The sequence below is a fragment of the Roseivirga spongicola genome (assembly GCF_001592965.1).
Classification (GTDB): Bacteria; Bacteroidota; Bacteroidia; order Cytophagales; family Cyclobacteriaceae; genus Roseivirga; species Roseivirga spongicola.
The window spans coordinates 467,590-484,618 of sequence record NZ_LRPC01000028.1; the positions used below are offsets into that span (position 1 = coordinate 467,590).

The following is a 17,029-nucleotide window of genomic DNA, read 5'->3' on the forward strand; positions in this document are numbered from 1 at the left end:
AAAGCTAGCAATTGAGACAGCCTTTTTATTGGTCATAAAAGGAGTTAAAACTATGCACTTTAGTGCATTTCGCTTTAGCTTCTCAAAAGCATCCTGGAATTTACGATGTACGCCCCGATAATGCTCGGGGTTTGATTGACGTAAATCGTACATTTTCTAAGTCGGCCATTCAAAGCGACTTTTAGTTGCTTCTAAAACTATGGTGCTTTCAGCCCATAGTGGTTTATTTCGTGTCCTCTTTTTCCTTACTGATTCTTTCTAATGTCTCAGCAACTTCAGTCAGGTTTGAATCTGAGTTGCCAGCTCGTATATTTTGTGCACACTGATTGATGTGCTTTATAGGCCAATGTTCAATATACTCTTCCATGATGGTGTATTCCCCGTTACCAGTACCATCAGGGCCCATGTTCTCTCTAATAAAACTCTGCTGAACTAATAGTTTCTCTGTTTCTTCAGTGTCTAATCTCTTTATTATGTTGTCTAAGGCATTATTTACAATCACATTGTCAGGGTTTCTGTGAATGTAGTTGAGTGCAGTAACTAGATCAGTAGCAAACCAAGGCACCTTATCTACCCAATTGTCGATGAAGAGGTCTCTTTCAGATGCATTTTTGAGATTGGCTCCAGCCACTTCTAAGTAGTATACTAAAGCAGGCTCCTTATTTGGGAATATAGCCATGATAAGACCGAGCACATCTTCTGCAGACTCCTCAAATATGGCTGAAGGGTTATAACCTCTTTCTCCTTTAGGAGCGTCCGTCATAAAGCCAACGTCTACTAAGTAATCGTAAGCCTCATCTAAGTCGTAGGTAGTAGGAGTGAAGTTCTTTTGGTCACTGCCAAAACAGGCACTGAAGCAAATAAAAACCACTAAACTGATAGATTTGAGTCCCTTAATCATGGAGCGAAAATAATGAGTTGTGTTTTTACAACAAATCAAATAGGTTGAGTTGAACTAAAGCAGATTTATGGTTGAAAGAAGTTTACAAAAACATCTCTTTTAAGGCATTCCAAAGCATTTTCTTCTTCTCTGTATCGGTAGCTATTTCAGAGAGAGGATGAGCTTTTAATGATTTTTTAGGGCCGTTAGCAGTAATCTTGTAAAAGTCAGCAGGCTGAAGATTTGGTATCTTACTAGTTCCAAAATCTAACACATGCTTGTGATTTTGCTCCGCTAAAAGTGCCTCCATTTGTTCTGATGAGCTGTCATGAGTATGAGCAATGAGTACGTCTGTCTCTGTCCGTTTTACTGAACCAAGAATTTTCAATAGTAATTCTTTCTCAGCACTCACTTCACCATTTTGCCAGTCTACCAAAATGATACAGCCTTTTAAGTTATCACCAGAAGTGAATATAGGCTTTAGCTCCACCTTGACCTCTGGTTCTTTCACAACAGCTGGCTCTTGTTCAACGGCTTCTTCTTTATACTCGTTTGAAGCCGGTAATTCTTCTTTAATAAGGTAAAGGGGCTCGGTGATAAACTCAGAAAGAAAAGCGCGATCGGACATAGATCAAAAATAGGCCTTTGTGGGTGTTGTTACCAACAAAAAAGGCCTGATTATTTAAGTTCCCTGACTAATTCGTTGAGAAGCGAAATCTGCAAAAGGATTATTCAGCTTTTGCGATATTTTGATCTACGAAAATACTTTTCAATTCTGTAGCCTCTTCTGGCTTCATTCTTTTAGCCAAAACAAGGCGAAGTTGTCTTCTTCTTAGTGCGCCATCGAATAATTCTTTCTCTTCATCCGTCTCAGGAATTAGCTCTGGAACGTCTATCGGCTTACCACCTTGGTCTACAGCCACGAAAGTAAAGAAGGCACTGTGGCTACGGAATTTGGTTCCTGAAGGTATGTTCTCGGCAAATACCTCAATATATACCTCCATTGAGCTACTAAATGAACGAACCACTTTAGCGCGAAGAGTAACTACATCGCCTAATTGAATCGGTCTTTGGAACGAAATATTATCGGCAGAGGCAGTAACAACAATTCTATTGGAGTGTTTTTGAGCGGATACACCAGCGGCTATATCCATCCAATGCATGAGTTTACCACCCATTAAATTGTTTAACGTATTGGTGTCGTTAGGAAGCACCAATTCGGTCATTATAACTAAAGATTCACTCGACTTCTTTGCTTTCTTTGCCATAGTATATTTTGTTCACTGCAAAAGTAGTCAATGAATTTTTAGTTGTATGATGTATTCGTTAGATATTTTAGAATAAAATACTGAAAAGGAGAGCACAAATGACAAGCGTCAAATTCCAATTGCCGACCAACTCTGATTACTGTTTTCCGTTTTCTAATGAACCGATTTACTTCCCCCAACCGTCTTCGCCCATGAGAGGGACAAACTTGAAATCAGTAAAGGTTTCGGTCCTTACACGGTTTTTGGCGGTTTTAGTAATGCGCAGCATTTGTTGAGTTTTGGCATCACCTACAGGAATCACCAAGATACCACCAACCTTTAGTTGGTCAATGAGTGCATCGGGTACAGTGGGAGCCCCTGCTGTCACTATAATTTTATCATAAGGAGCAAAGCGTGGCATTCCCTGCGAACCATCTCCATAAAAGAAGTTTGGTTTATATCCCATTTCTGGCAAAAACCAACTGGTTTTGTCGTACAAATCTTTCTGATACTCAATGGTATAAACCTCGGCACCTAATTCTAGCAGTACAATGGATTGATATCCAGAGCCAGTTCCAATTTCGAAAACTTTGTCTCCAGGCTTTAACTCTAGTAGTTCAGTTTGGAAAGCTACGGTATAAGGTTGAGAAATGGTCTGACCCGAACCTATAGGGAAGGCTTTGTCTTCATAAGCATGCTCCAAAAATGCATTCTCAAAGAAGAAGTGGCGCGGTATTTTGCCAATAGCAGCTAATACTCTTTCATCTCTAATTCCCTTCTCTCTAACAACTCGCACGAGCTGCCTTCTCATTCCTTTATGTCTGTAACTGTCTTGCATTGAAGCTTCGAATTTATCTGAAAATTTGCAGACAATCCGATAAAAAATTGATGCTTTTCGTTTGTGCTTGAGGCTCAGGCTTTCCCGATTAATGCGTAAACTTGCCATATGTTTACAGGGATAATAGAAACGGTAGGAACCATCAGTTCCATTGAGCAAGAAGGAAGCAATTATCACTTCAATATTGAAAGTAACATCAGCAATGAGCTAAAGATAGACCAAAGTGTGGCTCATAATGGGGTGTGCCTTACAGTGGTTGCTGTAAATGAAAATGTACACCGAGTTACTGCGATTGATGAAACGTTACAAAAGACAAGCCTGGGAAACTGGAATGTTGGTGGTAAAGTGAATATAGAGCGTTGTATGGTGGCTAATGGCCGATTTGACGGTCATGTTGTACAAGGCCATGTGGATCAGATTGGTACAGTAACGAGTATCCAAGAAGAGGATGGAAGCTGGCTTTACGACTTTGAATATGACCCCTCATTAGGCAATGTAACTGTTGAAAAAGGTTCGATATGCGTTAATGGCACCAGCTTGACTTGTTTCAATTCTGAAGAAGGAAAGTTCAGAGTAGCTATTATTCCTTATACCTACGACCACACAGTATTTCATACGCTTAAAGAAGGAGATTCAGTAAACTTAGAATTCGATATCATTGGGAAGTATGTTAAAAGACTTTTAGGCAAATGAGGCTAAAGTTTGAGGTCATTCCTTATGTCTTGAAATTCACTTTCACAGCAGGTACTTCTCGTGGTTCTTTCACCGAGAAAGAAACTTGGTTGATTAAGGCCTATGATCCATCAAAACCAGATCAAGTAGCTTGGGGCGAAGCAGGACCGTTAAAAGGACTATCAGAAGATTATTCGCCTGATTTCCAGTCAAAATTGACTTCATTTTTTAGTCAAGTTGAAGGAATGGAAATACCAGACAATCAAGTAGATATTCTTGAATTTGCCTCAGAAGTGATTCCTGCTGATTTCCCTTCAATTAGGTTCGGCTTAGAAACTGTTCTGCTCGATTATTTAAAAGGTGGACAGTTTAAGATATTCGATAATCCGTTTGCTCAAGGCAAAAGGCGTCTTCCTATTAATGGCCTAATCTGGATGGGTGATGAAGCCTTCATGCAAGAACAGATTGAGGCCAAATTAAAAGCCGGTTTCAATACCATCAAAATGAAGATTGGTGCCATTGACTTTGATACCGAGTTTAAACTGCTTGAATCCATAAGAAAGCATTACTCTGCCAATGAAATTACTTTACGAGTAGATGCCAATGGAGCTTTTGATGAATCTAATGTTCGTTCAAGATTGACGGATTTAGCTTCCTTAGAAATTCATTCTATAGAACAACCCATTATGCCAGGTCAAGGAGATCTTATGGCAAAGCTCTGCGAGGAAGAGTTGTTACCTATTGCGCTAGATGAAGAGCTGATTGGAATTCATTCACTTCAAAAAAAGAATGAGCTACTCGATAAAATCAAACCTCAATACATTATTCTGAAGCCATCTTTGGTGGGTGGAATCAAATCCTGTCGAGAGTGGATTACTCTTGCTGAAGAAAGAAATATAGGCTGGTGGATGACCTCCATGCTCGAATCTAATATTGGTTTAAATGCTATCGCCCAGTTCACTGCTGAGTATGAAAACCTGTTGCCGCAAGGCCTAGGAACAGGTCAGCTTTACTCCAATAATTTTGATTCTCCACTGGAGATCAGAAAAGGAGAGTTGGTATACAATGTGCCTAAGGAGTGGGAGATAATTTAATGAACCTAGATCACACCTTCCGCTCAATCTCCCTCAGGTTCTCCATCTTCTTATTGCGAAGGAATCCGTTGATGTCTTCCAAATGCTCTTTGATTCTCTGATTGCCGAACTCTAATACTTTATCTGCTAATCCGTCTAGAAAGTCACGGTCATGAGAAACCAAAATCAGCGTGCCATCAAAAGCTTTTAAGGCATCTTTCAAAATGTCTTTAGAGCGAATATCCAGGTGGTTGGTAGGCTCATCCAATATCAGGAGATTCACTGGTTGTAAGAGTAGCTTCACCATAGCCAAGCGAGTTTTTTCACCACCAGAAAGCACTTTTACTTTCTTATCGATAGCATCTCCAGAAAACATAAAGGCGCCTAGTAAATCCTTGATTTTCGACCTAATGTCCCCTTTGGCTATCTCATCAATGGTTTGGAAGACGGTCAGGTTCTCGTCTAACAGTGAAGCTTGATTTTGAGCAAAGTAGCCAATCATAGAGTTATGGCCAACCTGAAGTGTTCCATCAAAATCGATTTCGCCCATAATAGCTTTAACCAAAGTAGATTTACCCTGACCATTTTTACCTACTAAGGCAATTTTTTCTCCTCTAGCCACAGTGAATGAAGCACCTTCGAAAACTACATGGTCTCCATAGCGCTTAGCCAAGTTATCTACAATTACTGGATAGTTTCCTGAGCGAGGGGCTGGAGGGAATTTGATGTTTAAGGCAGACGTATCTACCTCATCAACCTCAATAATTTCCATTTTTTCGAGCATTTTCACTCTAGATTGAACCTGAAGTGTTTTGGAATAGGTACCCTTAAATCGCTCAATAAACTGTTTAATTTCCGCTATTTCTTTAGCCTGATCATCGAACTGCTTTTGCTGCTGCTCGCGTCTTTCTTTCCTCAGTTCTAAATAATGCGAGTAATTGGTTTTATAATCGTAAACCTTGCCTCTGGTGATTTCAATGGTTCTATTGGTGAGGTTGTCTACGAACGTTTTATCGTGGCTAATAACCATTACAGCCTTAGCGCTGGTTTTCAAAAAGTCTTCTAACCATTGAACCGATTCAATGTCTAGGTGGTTGGTAGGCTCATCGAGCAGAATAAGATCTGGTTTCTGAAGCAGTATTTTAGCCAATTCTATACGCATTCTCCAGCCACCACTAAATTGACTCGTAGGTTTGTTTAGGTCAGAACGCTCAAAGCCAAGGCCTATTAAGGTTTTTTCTACTTCAGCATCATAGTTTACATCTTCAATGCTATAGAACTTCTCACTAAGCTCGGAAACCTCTTCGATGATCTTACTGTAGGCGTCTGACTCATAATCAGTCCTTGTTTCCAGCTGATGATTGAGTTCATCAATTCTGGTTTTCATTCCTTGAATCTTGGCGAAAGCTTTAGAAGCTTCTTCAAAAACGGAGCAATTATCTTCAGTCAACAGGTGCTGGGGTAGGTAGGCTATAACAGCTTCTTTGGGTGCAGATATTTTACCACTAGTAGGCGTGTTTTTACCCGCTACTATTTTTAACAGTGTAGATTTTCCTGCCCCGTTTTTGCCCATCAGGGCTATTCGGTCATTGTCATTAATATTGAAAGTAACATTATTAAATAGAGCATTGCCATTGAACTCAACACCTACAGCATCAACTGAAATCATGAATCGAAATTTGGTCGCAAAGATATGTTTTTGGCCATTGAAAATATGATGGATGCTAAGAGTTCTGAAGAATTCTTAGACAGATTGAAAACAGTTTTATCATAAGTGCACTGATGATATTTTCGGAAATAGCTTAGATCTATTTTCAGCTTTTAGCCGCTAGGGGTTTTTAACCATCCTTCAAAAAATGGAACTTTTTGTTGTCGGCTTCACGACCATGGTGGACATTTGTAATAATGTCAGCAATTAGATCAACTCTTATTGGCTTGGTGATTTGCTCACAGCTTGTGAGCACTTTTCTCATGCCACTGATCTATCTCGATTACGAGATACGGAAAGATTATATTGCTGAGTTCCTTTGTATCGAAAGAGACAAACCCATTACAGTATGCTACGGTAGCTGCGTTTTGAGCGAAAACCTACAAACGGCTCAAGACACTCAGGACGATGCTGAAAAGCTGATGCCTAAGGAGTATACCTTTTACTGCAATGAACAAAGGGACGAAGCAATAGGTGAAGCCACTTGGCATCTGTTGCAAGACAAATTGCCACTGGCTTATGACGAAGATGTTCCTAGCGACCTCTTTAATTCTGATATTTTTCAGCCTCCCCGGGCATAGATTTCCCTTCCCAAATGGTGTATGAATTAACTGTATTCCATTTGCTCATGGCGAATGTGAGAATACACTGTGCACTCTTATCTATTATTCAATTATATCCTGAATTGGGTTAAAGCTTGATGATCTACTCGTTTATTTTGAGCGAGTAAAGCTGATGTCTATTAGTTTCTAAGTAAACTTTTAGATAGAACATCTACGCATCAGTTTTAGCCTGTTCAACTAATATTCTAAGAAATCTAAAAGATGAAAATATCTAAAATTTTAGCGCTACTGGCGCTTATCGTTACCATTATGTCTTGTGAAAATGACGAACCTCAACCAGAAGAGTTCGGAACATTTCAACTTTACTTCGATAATAAGGTAGGGGCTAGCGAGCTTACGCTAAGTGAGCCCGGATCTACTAATTACAATTACGAAACAACCAATGGCGAAAAATTCAACCTTTCCAGGTTTGGCTATTACGTGAGCAAAATAAAATTGGAAGGACCGAATGGTGAACTTTATGAGGATGAAGTCAGTGTTTCTGCCAGCGAGTCGAAAGGTTACTACCAAATCTTGGAGAGTGTAGCTTCTAGTCATAATGTAATGCTGGAAAATGTACCTGCCGGTTCGTACAGCAAAGTAACTTTCACTATTGGTGTGGCTGAAGATGGCGTTCAGGAAGGTGCTTTGGGAGGTGTTCTAGATCCGGCCAAAGGTGCTTGGTTCTGGAACTGGAATGCTGGCTACATTGGAATGGCCATTGAGGGAACTGCCGAAAACTCAGCCCAGCAATATGTAGATTGGGGCAATGGTACAGAAACCAAAGAGAAAACCTTTGCTGTTCATGTTGGTGGCTGGAAGGATGTTACTGACAATGAGAATTTTGTGAACAATGTTCGCACCAGAACGCTCGATTTTGGAACAACCGTCTCGGTTTCTGAAGAGCTTTCTCCGAATGCTCATGTAGTAACTGATGTGCTGAAGCTATTAGATGGAGTTAATATAGACTTTAGTTCAACCTATTCGGTACATGCTCCAAAGGCAGGTAAGCCTTTTGCAGATCAGTTAGCCAATGCCTTTGTGGTGCACCATGTACACCAGAGTTCTAATGGTCATGGTCATTAATAGAGTGATGAAAAAGTGCCTGGCCATTGGCTGGGTGCTTTTTTCTCTTTGGTCATGTGGGGGCGGAGCTGATGAAAAGCCTGGAGAAGTATTGGCTTTTGTAAAGCCTGAGCACTTTCCAGAGCCTACATACACGTTTCAGAATAACCCGATAACAGCAGAAGGTTTTGAACTGGGTAAGAAGCTGTTTTTCGACCCAATATTATCGAGAGACAAGAGTGTTTCATGCAATAACTGTCATCAGCAGTCGCGGGCTTTTGCCGACACACCACTGCATCCGACTAGTGTTGGGGTAGACAACCGGTTCGGCATAAGAAACGCGCCTTCCATAGCCAATATGGCCTTTATGAAGGAGTTCTTTTGGGATGGTGCAGTTACACATCTTGACTTTGTACCCATCAATGCGATTGAATCGGATGTAGAAATGGATGAGTCTTTGGAAAACGTGGTGAAAAAGCTCAATGCCAGTGAAGCTTACAGAACCAAGTTTAAGACTGCATTCGGAACTGAAGAGGCCACTGCGCCTTACTTGCTTCATGCGCTTTCTCAGTTCACTGCCATGATGATTTCTGCAGATTCCAAGTACGATAAGTATTTGCAAGGGCAAGAAGAGTTAACAGCGAATGAATCGCGTGGTTTGGCGCTGTTTGAACAGAAATGTTCAAGCTGCCATGCTGGTGTTTTGTTTACCGATCAAAGCTATCGGAATAACGGAATCAGTTCGGATTTTGGCGATAAGGGTAGGGGGCTTATCACTGAGGATGAGGCTGATGAAGGCAAGTTTAAAGTGCCAAGCCTTCGCAATGCAGGCATTACCGCCCCATATATGCACAATGCTAAGTTCTCAACACTAGAAGAAGTGCTTGAGCATTATGGCAATGGCATGGTCGATTCTCCAACACTCGATCCCTCATTTAAAAATGGGGAAGTAGTGGTCGGAATACCTATGACTAAAGAAGAGCAGGGAGATATTATTGAGTTTATCCATACCCTAACCGATTACACATTTATTTCAGACGAAAGATTTAGAAACAATGAATAGAAGAATAATTCTGGTTGCATTGATTGCCGTACTGAGCATTCCAAAGACCTGGGCATGCGATGTATGCGGTTGTAGCCTTTCAGGCCTCTATTTCGGTTACGTATCTATGCAGAACCGACATTTTATAGGACTTAAGTACAGTTCGGCTTCATTTAAAGCCTACATAGATAATGATGACTACTACTTTCAAGATGAGTATTCTAACGATACTTATCAGCGATTCGACTTGACTGGAAAATACCGATTTAGCCCAAGATTTGAAGTAAGGTATGTGGTACCTTATATCATCAATAACATGGAAGGGTCGCATCAAAATGTGCGTTCTTCAGGATTGGGAGATCCAATGATTGTTGGTTACTATTCAGTTTTCAACACTGGTGAAAATATGGAGGGAATCGTTCATTCACTAAATGTAGGCGCTGGGTTGAAACTGCCGGCAGGGGAGTTTGAGAAAACTGATGATGGAGAAATTATCAACCGAAATTTTCAGTTGGGCTCTGGTAGTCTAGACTACATTCTTTCAGCCAATTATATGGTGAGGTTTGGTAAGTATGGTGCAAATGTAGAGTCATCTTATAAAATCAACTCAGCCAATAGTATGGACTATGAATTTGGAAATCAGGCCAATGTTGCCTTGAATGTTTATCGCTATTTGGAAACCGCCAGTTTCTCGGTTTTGCCGTTTGTAGGAGCCTTTTATGAACAAGGGGACTATCACTATAATGAGGGAATTCGAGAAGCCAATACTGGTGGTAAAGCCATTATGGCTACACTTGGTGCCCAGGTTTTTGTCAGCCGACTTACTTTAAATGCTCAGTATCAGACTCCTATTAAGCAAACCTTCAATACAGATGATTTTGCCTCAATTGAAGGGGGAGATAGGTTTTCAATCGGGTTATACTACAGCTTGTAAATGATGAGTAGAATGAAGTCTAAAGGAATCTTGATAGCTATAGGTATTCTTATAGCTATCATAATTTTTTCATTTGACTCAAATATAGGGCAAGATGAAGTGAGTGAGTTGAAGGAAGAAGTTATTACTATTCATGATGAAGCCATGGCTAGAATGGGAGAGATTATGCAGTTGAAACGTGAGCTCTCCAAATTGAAGATTGAGGCTAAAAATGATTCGCTTATTCTTATCAACTTAAGTGATTTAACCAAGGCGCACGATGGTATGATGGACTGGATGCGCAACTTCTCAGCAAGGTTTCCCGAAGGTACTTTGATGGGCGGAGAAGCCTCTTCTCTGGCTGATGATGAAGTCATGAGTAAGGAAGAACTAACTGATGCTTTGAAAGAGGAATTGACAAGTGTTAAGATTGTGGCTGAGGATATTGATAAGGCTATAATTGCAGCAAAGGAAACACTTAGTGAAAGCAATTAAGTAAAAAGAGCCTCCGATCGATTGTATAGATTGGAGGCTCTTTACTCATTTTTAAACTTCTGTAGTCTTCCACTTACCTTTCCTGAAAAGAAGGATAGACACTATGGCAATAAGTATCTCTGAAGTGGTGATTGCACCATAAACTCCTATAGGTCCCCAATCTAATTGAAGAGCAACAAAATAGGCCACAGGAATCTGAAATAGCCAAAAACAAAAGAAGTTGATAATGGTGGGTGTTTTAGTATCTCCAGCACCATTGAAGGCCTGAGTAACCACCATACCATAGGCATAGAAAATGTAGCCCGCAGTAATTATTTGTAAACTTAAGGCTCCGTATTCTACTACATCACTTACATCGCTAAACCATCCGATAATTTGTTTAGCAAATAGGAAGTAGACAGCCGAAACGATTACCATGAATACAGCATTGTATTTGCTGGTTTTCCATACCGATTTTTCCGCTCTCTCGGGTTGCTTAGCTCCTAAGTTCTGACCAACCAGCGTTGCAGCAGCATTACTCATTCCCCAAGAGGGCATAAGGGTGAACATCATAACTCTTATGGAAATGGTGTAACCAGCTAATACATCGCTACCGAATTCGGACATTATTCGCATAAGAAATACCCAGCTCGATGTACCGATCAGAAACTGACCAATTCCTCCCAAGGAAATTTTGATAAGGTTCATCATTACCTCCGCCTTCCACACAAAGTCACTTAGTGTCAATTTGACACGGCTCCAACCAAAGAAAAGCACCATAAATTGTGCTACTACAGCGGTTCCTCGACCTATTGTAGTGGCTATGGCAGCACCTTCTACACCATAAGCTGGTATAGGACCCCAACCGAATATAAGAATAGGATCTAGTATAATATTCAAACCGTTGGATAGCACCAGGGCCCACATGGCTACAGAGGCATCACCAGCGCCTCTGAAAATAGCGTTGATGAGAAAAAGTAGCATAATGGTGATATTTCCACCTATCAAGATTCTGGTATATCCATACCCTTCCTCTATAAGAGCTGGTTCGCCTCCCATTAGCCCCAGAATTTCTTTAGGGTAAATGATGCCAATTGCTCCAACTACTATTGAAATGATTACGCCTAAAATAATGGCTTGAACAGCTGCTTCTTTAGCCCCTTTTTTGTCTTTGGCGCCTGTTCTTCTGGCAACTACAGCCGTTGCGGCCATACTTAACCCGATGGCCAAAGCATAAAGTAGTGTAATAACAGATTCTGTAAGACCAACGGTGGCAACAGCATTTACCGAAACCCTGGAAACAAATAGAATGTCTACCAGAGCAAAAGTAGACTCCATGAGCATTTCCAGAATCATAGGAATGGAAAGCATAAAAATAGCCTTCCGAATACTACCGGTAGTAAAATCTTCTTCTTTGCCACGGATAGCGGCAATAAGGTATTGAAAGTAACGCTTGTACTTATTTTGAGAAATAGATGTCATTGTAGAGAATTATGAAATAAAAAAATACAGATGTGCGACTAGGAAAGGATTATCCTAGGTTCAGGACCAATGCAGCCTCGACATAAAGTGTGAACACAACTCTCAAACAATCATGCTATAAAGCAAGGCCAATTTTCGAAAAACTCCTAGAGTTTTTTAATTTTTGAAAATAAGCTCCTTGAATTTCAGCATCCCGGTGCTTGCTTTTTCTTCAATGAAAGTGACATTTCTACCAAGGTAACCACCTGGCTTTTTGGGGTCTACTAAGTAAATAGGGCAGCTCGCCTTGGTGTACTGAATGAGACTAGCCGCTGGATAAACCTGTAATGACGTTCCTACTACAAGGAATATATCCGCTTGTGCAGTTGCTTCAATGGCGGGTTCCATCATAGGAACAGCTTCTCCAAACCATACGATATTTGGTCGAAGTTGAGAGCCTCTTTCACATAAATCGCCCATTTTGAGTTCCCAACCATCTACCTCATAGACTAATTGCTCATCAATTGAGCTTCTTGACTGAAATAACTGACCATGTAAATGTAGCACTTCGGTTGACCCAGCTTTTTCATGAAAATTATCTACGTTTTGAGTAATGACCGTTACTTCAAAGTTTTTCTCTAATTCTGCTAATAAAGTGTGAGCTATATTGGGCTTAGCGTTAAGTGCTTGTTTTCTTCTTTCGTTGTAGAACTTCTGAACCAACTCAGGATTCTTAGCCCATGCTTCTGGAGTAGCTACTTCGGTTACATCATGACCTTCCCATAAACCTCCTGAGTCTCGAAAAGTCTTTAAGCCGCTTTCGGCACTTATTCCTGCTCCTGTTAGTACTACTAGTTTTTTCATACCCATTTTTCTGTCATTCCTGCGAAGGCAGGAATCCCCAATTCTGTGCACAAAACTTAGGGATTTCCACCTTCGTGGAAATGACATGTTTTTGATAGGGGGTTAGCCAATCCCCAACTCTTCCTTGTTCTGCTCCAACACATTGATAATAAACCGAATGTGTTCATCCAGTTCAACCTCAAGCAGACTGACGCCTGCTTCAATTTCATCTCTTTCTACTTTAGCAGCAAAGCTCTTTTGTTTCAGTTTCTTCTTTACAGACTTTGGTGTTAAGCCGTTAGCACCTTCTGGTCTCACTTGGCAACAGGCAATAATAAACCCAGTGAGCTCATCGCAGGCCAGCAAAGCCTTGTCTAATAGGTTTTCATAACTGACTCCCCATTTTGTGTAATGAACTGAAATAGCATGTGCTATCTTCTCTTCGCCTTTCTCCCGCAAAAGGGCTACTATTTTATTCGGATGCTCTTCAGGATACTTTTCATAGTCTGCATCATGTAAAAGACCAGTAATGGCCCATTCTTCCGAATCTTCACCGAAATGCTTTCCGTAAGCTTCCATTACTAATTCTACACTTCTGGCATGCCTTAGAAGGCTATCAGTCTTTGTCCAGTTTTCAAGAATTTCTCGGGCTTCAGGTTTTGTCATTTGAGATGTTTAGAAAAAAAAGTGTTGATCGACTTCTCGAACTCTTCATTCAGAGGAAGGTTTGGGTTTGAATAGGAGGCAGTATTTTCATTGGTTAAGGCAGAAGAATTTTTCAACACATGGTTCATTCCTTCAATCACTTTTAGTTCGGCCTTGGCATTGGCTATCTGAAGTCGCTGAGCGTCTTCTACGGTTACCTGTAAGTCTGTGCTGCCAGCTACTACCAAGATTGGTATATCCAGTTTTTCAATTTCCAGCAAGGGGTCATATTTCATCCATGATCTCATAAACGGTTGAATGCTTGGCCTGAAAACGGCCATTAGGTAAGGAGGGATTGTGGAAACACTTTCTCCATTTCTGAGCTTGTTAAAAATATCTTCGGCCTCTTTGGTAATGTTAGGTGGATTAAAAGGATTGCTCTTAATCTGAGCTAGTATGGTTTCATCAATACTTAGTGAAGGTCCAGCAATTGAAGCGAAAGCTTCTACCTTTTCATGTCGAGACAATCTCATTCCGATTAGAGATCCTTGAGAGTGACCTGCGATGCCAATACTATTGAAGCGTCTATCTTCTATAAGAAACTCTAGCCATGCATTGGCGTCATTTACAAAGTCATCGAATGATAGCTCAGCTTCTGGTATAGCAGCTTCTTTACTTAGGCCAACACCTCGCTTATCGAATCGGAGGGAGGCTATGCCGTTTTGGGCTAATACCTCTGCTAAAAGCTTTAGCGAGTTGTTCTTTCCTGCCAGAGCAATTGAATTACCATCTTTATCGGTTGGTCCAGAACCTTGGATGATAAGTACAATAGGCAGCTTTTTCTTCTTGCCTTCAGGGAACATTATGACTCCACCAAGATCATGTCCTTTGGATTGAATATGTACCGTATCTTCTTCGAAGGTTTGTGTGTGAAGAAGAGGTGAAAATAAAAGTATAAAGAAAGATATAAGTATCAGTCTGCCCATAGTCAATCTGTTTGAAAACTAATGATTTCAATGGAGACTTGAAACAATAAATAAGCCAAAGAAAGTTAAGAATTACTTCTTTTTAGCCTTTCCCTTTTTTGCAGGAGTATTGTTGGCAATTAAAGTTTGAGCTTCTTCTAATGTCATGTTTTCTACACTAACATTTTTAGCTAACTCTACTTTTACCTTGCCTTTTATAACATTATGCCTTCCCCAACGAGCCTTTTCAACGCGAATGCCTTCAGACTCCCAGTTATGAATAACCTTTTCTCTTTCCTTCTTAAGCTTATCTTCAATGAGTTCCTCAATATCTTGTGCCGAAAGGTTATCCCAGTCGTACTTTTTGTTCACGTTAATGAACATATTGTCCCATTTTATGAAAGGCCCAAACCTTCCTTTACCTTTCTGAACCGGCTTATCTTGATAAACATAAATAGGTGCATCAGCCTCTTCTTTTTGTTTGATGAGCTCAATGCATTCGTCTAGCTCAATGCTAATTGGGTCGGCACTCTTAGGTAGAGAAATAAACTTCTCATCGTACTTAATATATGGTCCAAAACGGCCTATGGCGGTAACTACTTCTTTGCCTTTGTATTCGCCAACCTCTCTTGGTAGTTGGAATAGTTCTAGCGCTTCTTCTAGTGTTATACTCTCAATGAATTGCCCTTTTTTAAGGCTAGCATATTTAGGTTTATCTTCCTCATCTTCAGAGGCTTCACCTATTTGAACTAAAGGTCCGAATTTACCAAGTCTAGCAACAACAGTTTTGCCACTTTCCGGATCAATTCCTAACTCCCTACTAGCACCAACTTCTCTGCGGTCTATTTGCTCTGTTTCTTCTACAGTCTGATGGAACTTACCGTAGAAGTTCTTAATCATATTGTCCCAGTTTTGAGAACCCTGAGCAATTTGATCAAATTCTTCTTCCACATTAGCAGTAAAAGAGTAGTCTATCACATTTGGGAAATGATCTACCAAAAAGTCATTCACCACCATTGCAATATTGGTAGGGAAGAGCTTCGACTTTTCCGCACCAGTAATTTCCGTAAGAGCGTTAGACCGAATATTGTCATCTTTCAATATTAGCTCGATGTATTTACGCTCGTTACCTTCTCTGTTTTCCTTAACTACATACTCCCGCTTCTGAATTGTAGAAATAGTAGGGGCATAAGTAGAAGGTCTACCGATACCCATTTCTTCCAATTTCTTCACCAAACTAGCCTCTGTATATCTGGCAGAAGGGCGAGTAAAGCCTTGTCTGGCTTTTAAGAAATCTAACTTTAGGTTCTGACCAATAGATAATGGTGGAAGCATTCCCTTTGCCTCATCTCCACTTTCTTCATCGTCTGTAGATTCGATATAAACCTTTAAGAAGCCTTCGAAAACTATCACCTCACCATGGGCAACAAGTCTTTCTTTGTTAGTTGAAATGTCAATATTTACGGTAGTGCGCTCCAACTGAGCATCTGCCATTTGAGAGGCTACAGCTCTTTTCCAGATCAGTTCGTAGAGCCTTTTTTCGTTATAGTCTTTCCCAGCAGTATGTGCCGAAAAATCAGTTGGTCTTATGGCTTCGTGAGCTTCTTGTGCCGATTGAGACTTGGTTTTGAATACACGACTTTTTGCGTATTCAGCTCCATAAGCCGACTTTATTTCTTTTGCAGCACCGTCCATGGCCTCTTGAGAAAGGTTCACAGAGTCAGTTCTCATATATGATATCTTACCCGCTTCGTAAAGCCTCTGGGCCAAAGTCATGGTTTGAGAAACAGAGAAATTTAGCTTTCTACTGGCCTCTTGCTGAAGGGTAGAAGTTGTAAACGGAGCAGCTGGAGATCTTTTTCCAGGTTTTTTGTCGAGTGATTCGATAGTGAAGTTGGCAGCTTTACAACTTTCTAGAAAGGCTTGCGCCTCTTCTTCTGTATCGAAACGTTTAGGTAGTTCGGCTTTTAACTCTTTACCATCTATGTCGAAGATGGCTGAAACTTTAAAGAAAGATTGAACATCGAATTGATCGATTTCTCTTTCTCTTTCTACTACCAAACGAACTGCCACAGATTGAACTCTTCCTGCTGAGAGTCCTCTTTTTATCTTCTTCCAAAGCACTGGAGAAAGCTCGTAACCCACAATTCTATCTAGTATTCTTCTGGCTTGCTGAGCATAGACTAAATCTTCATCTATAGTCCTTGGGTTTTCCAAGGCCTTCTGAATAGCAGATTTGGTTATCTCTCTGAATACTATGCGCTTAGTGAAATCATCTTTAAGCTTTAATGCTTCTTTTAAGTGCCAGCTAATGGCCTCTCCCTCGCGGTCATCATCACTCGCTAGGTAGATGGTCTCTGCCTCTTTCGCTAACTTTCTAAGGTTTTTGATGACGTCTTTCTTGTCTGCCGTAACTTCATAGGTGGGGCGAAAGCCATTTTCAATATCAATAGCTTTATCTCCTTTGGGTAAATCTCTCACATGGCCATAACTAGAAACTACTTTGAAGTCTTTTCCAAGATATCCTTCTATGGTTTTAGCTTTAGCCGGTGACTCGACAATAACAAGATTTTTCGACATGTAGGGCTTGATTTTAATCTC

General features: G+C 40.5%; 17 protein-coding genes. 7 read left to right on the forward strand and 10 right to left on the reverse strand.

Features of this window, described 5'->3' with window-relative positions; genetic code table 11:
• Positions 1-223: 223 nt before the first annotated feature.
• The 4 genes from AWW68_RS13870 to AWW68_RS13885 all read right to left on the reverse strand — a co-directional run bounded on the left by AWW68_RS13870 (position 224) and on the right by AWW68_RS13885 (position 2,965).
• Complete coding sequence (locus AWW68_RS13870) at positions 224-901, reverse strand: hypothetical protein (RefSeq protein WP_068222053.1); 678 nt, start codon at positions 899-901, stop codon at positions 224-226.
• Between the two features lie 82 nt (positions 902-983).
• On the reverse strand, positions 984-1,508 hold the full coding sequence (locus tag AWW68_RS13875; protein ID WP_068222055.1) for a hypothetical protein: 525 nt from the start codon (positions 1,506-1,508) through the stop codon (positions 984-986).
• A gap of 100 nt (positions 1,509-1,608) precedes the next feature.
• On the reverse strand, positions 1,609-2,148 hold the full coding sequence (locus AWW68_RS13880; RefSeq protein ID WP_068222057.1) for an acyl-CoA thioesterase: 540 nt from the start codon (positions 2,146-2,148) through the stop codon (positions 1,609-1,611).
• A gap of 166 nt (positions 2,149-2,314) precedes the next feature.
• Complete coding sequence (locus AWW68_RS13885; RefSeq protein ID WP_068222061.1) at positions 2,315-2,965, reverse strand: protein-L-isoaspartate(D-aspartate) O-methyltransferase; 651 nt, start codon at positions 2,963-2,965, stop codon at positions 2,315-2,317.
• 108 nt (positions 2,966-3,073) lie between these two features.
• On the opposite strand from AWW68_RS13885, the gene AWW68_RS13890 reads away from it, so the two are divergent.
• A complete protein-coding gene (locus AWW68_RS13890; RefSeq protein ID WP_068222064.1) occupies positions 3,074-3,658 on the forward strand; it encodes a riboflavin synthase in 585 nt (194 codons plus the stop codon).
• Positions 3,655-4,731 (forward strand): o-succinylbenzoate synthase, encoded by a 1,077-nt coding sequence (locus AWW68_RS13895; RefSeq protein WP_068222067.1) that lies wholly within the window; start codon positions 3,655-3,657, stop codon positions 4,729-4,731. Before AWW68_RS13890 ends, AWW68_RS13895 begins: the two co-directional genes overlap by 4 nt.
• Before the next feature lie 10 nt (positions 4,732-4,741).
• Here the strand turns inward: AWW68_RS13895 and AWW68_RS13900 are convergent, their stop codons facing one another.
• Positions 4,742-6,379 (reverse strand): ABC-F family ATP-binding cassette domain-containing protein, encoded by a 1,638-nt coding sequence (locus AWW68_RS13900; protein WP_068222070.1) that lies wholly within the window; start codon positions 6,377-6,379, stop codon positions 4,742-4,744.
• Between the two features lie 302 nt (positions 6,380-6,681).
• Here AWW68_RS13900 and AWW68_RS13905 point away from each other — a divergent pair, with 302 nt between their 5' ends.
• The 5 genes from AWW68_RS13905 to AWW68_RS13925 all read left to right on the forward strand — a co-directional run bounded on the left by AWW68_RS13905 (position 6,682) and on the right by AWW68_RS13925 (position 10,535).
• A complete protein-coding gene (locus AWW68_RS13905; protein ID WP_068222073.1) occupies positions 6,682-6,999 on the forward strand; it encodes a hypothetical protein in 318 nt (105 codons plus the stop codon).
• A 243-nt stretch (positions 7,000-7,242) separates the two neighbouring features.
• The gene (locus AWW68_RS13910; protein WP_068222076.1) at positions 7,243-8,106 is read left to right on the forward strand and encodes an MbnP family protein; all 864 of its coding nucleotides are present in this window, start codon (positions 7,243-7,245) and stop codon (positions 8,104-8,106) included.
• On the forward strand, positions 8,072-9,148 hold the full coding sequence (locus tag AWW68_RS13915; protein WP_245660241.1) for a cytochrome-c peroxidase: 1,077 nt from the start codon (positions 8,072-8,074) through the stop codon (positions 9,146-9,148). Before AWW68_RS13910 ends, AWW68_RS13915 begins: the two co-directional genes overlap by 35 nt.
• Entirely contained in the window at positions 9,141-10,061 is a 921-nt protein-coding gene (locus AWW68_RS13920) for a hypothetical protein (RefSeq protein WP_068222081.1), read from the forward strand. Before AWW68_RS13915 ends, AWW68_RS13920 begins: the two co-directional genes overlap by 8 nt.
• A 12-nt stretch (positions 10,062-10,073) precedes the next feature.
• Entirely contained in the window at positions 10,074-10,535 is a 462-nt protein-coding gene (locus tag AWW68_RS13925; protein WP_157717658.1) for a hypothetical protein, read from the forward strand.
• A 51-nt stretch (positions 10,536-10,586) separates the two neighbouring features.
• Here the strand turns inward: AWW68_RS13925 and AWW68_RS13930 are convergent, their stop codons facing one another.
• The 5 genes from AWW68_RS13930 to topA all read right to left on the reverse strand — a co-directional run bounded on the left by AWW68_RS13930 (position 10,587) and on the right by topA (position 17,008).
• Positions 10,587-11,996: an MATE family efflux transporter gene (locus tag AWW68_RS13930; protein WP_068222087.1), complete on the reverse strand. Its 1,410-nt coding sequence runs from the start codon at positions 11,994-11,996 to the stop codon at positions 10,587-10,589.
• A gap of 156 nt (positions 11,997-12,152) precedes the next feature.
• Positions 12,153-12,839, reverse strand: a complete 687-nt coding sequence (locus AWW68_RS13935; RefSeq protein ID WP_068224149.1) for an SIR2 family NAD-dependent protein deacylase — start codon at positions 12,837-12,839, stop codon at positions 12,153-12,155.
• A 102-nt stretch (positions 12,840-12,941) separates the two neighbouring features.
• Positions 12,942-13,484, reverse strand: coding sequence for an HD domain-containing protein (locus AWW68_RS13940; protein ID WP_068222091.1), 543 nt, complete (start codon positions 13,482-13,484; stop codon positions 12,942-12,944).
• Positions 13,481-14,449, reverse strand: coding sequence for an alpha/beta hydrolase family protein (locus AWW68_RS13945; protein WP_068222094.1), 969 nt, complete (start codon positions 14,447-14,449; stop codon positions 13,481-13,483). Before AWW68_RS13945 ends, AWW68_RS13940 begins: the two co-directional genes overlap by 4 nt.
• Before the next feature lie 72 nt (positions 14,450-14,521).
• On the reverse strand, positions 14,522-17,008 hold the full coding sequence (gene topA / locus AWW68_RS13950) for a type I DNA topoisomerase (RefSeq protein ID WP_068222096.1): 2,487 nt from the start codon (positions 17,006-17,008) through the stop codon (positions 14,522-14,524).
• Positions 17,009-17,029: the final 21 nt, after the last annotated feature.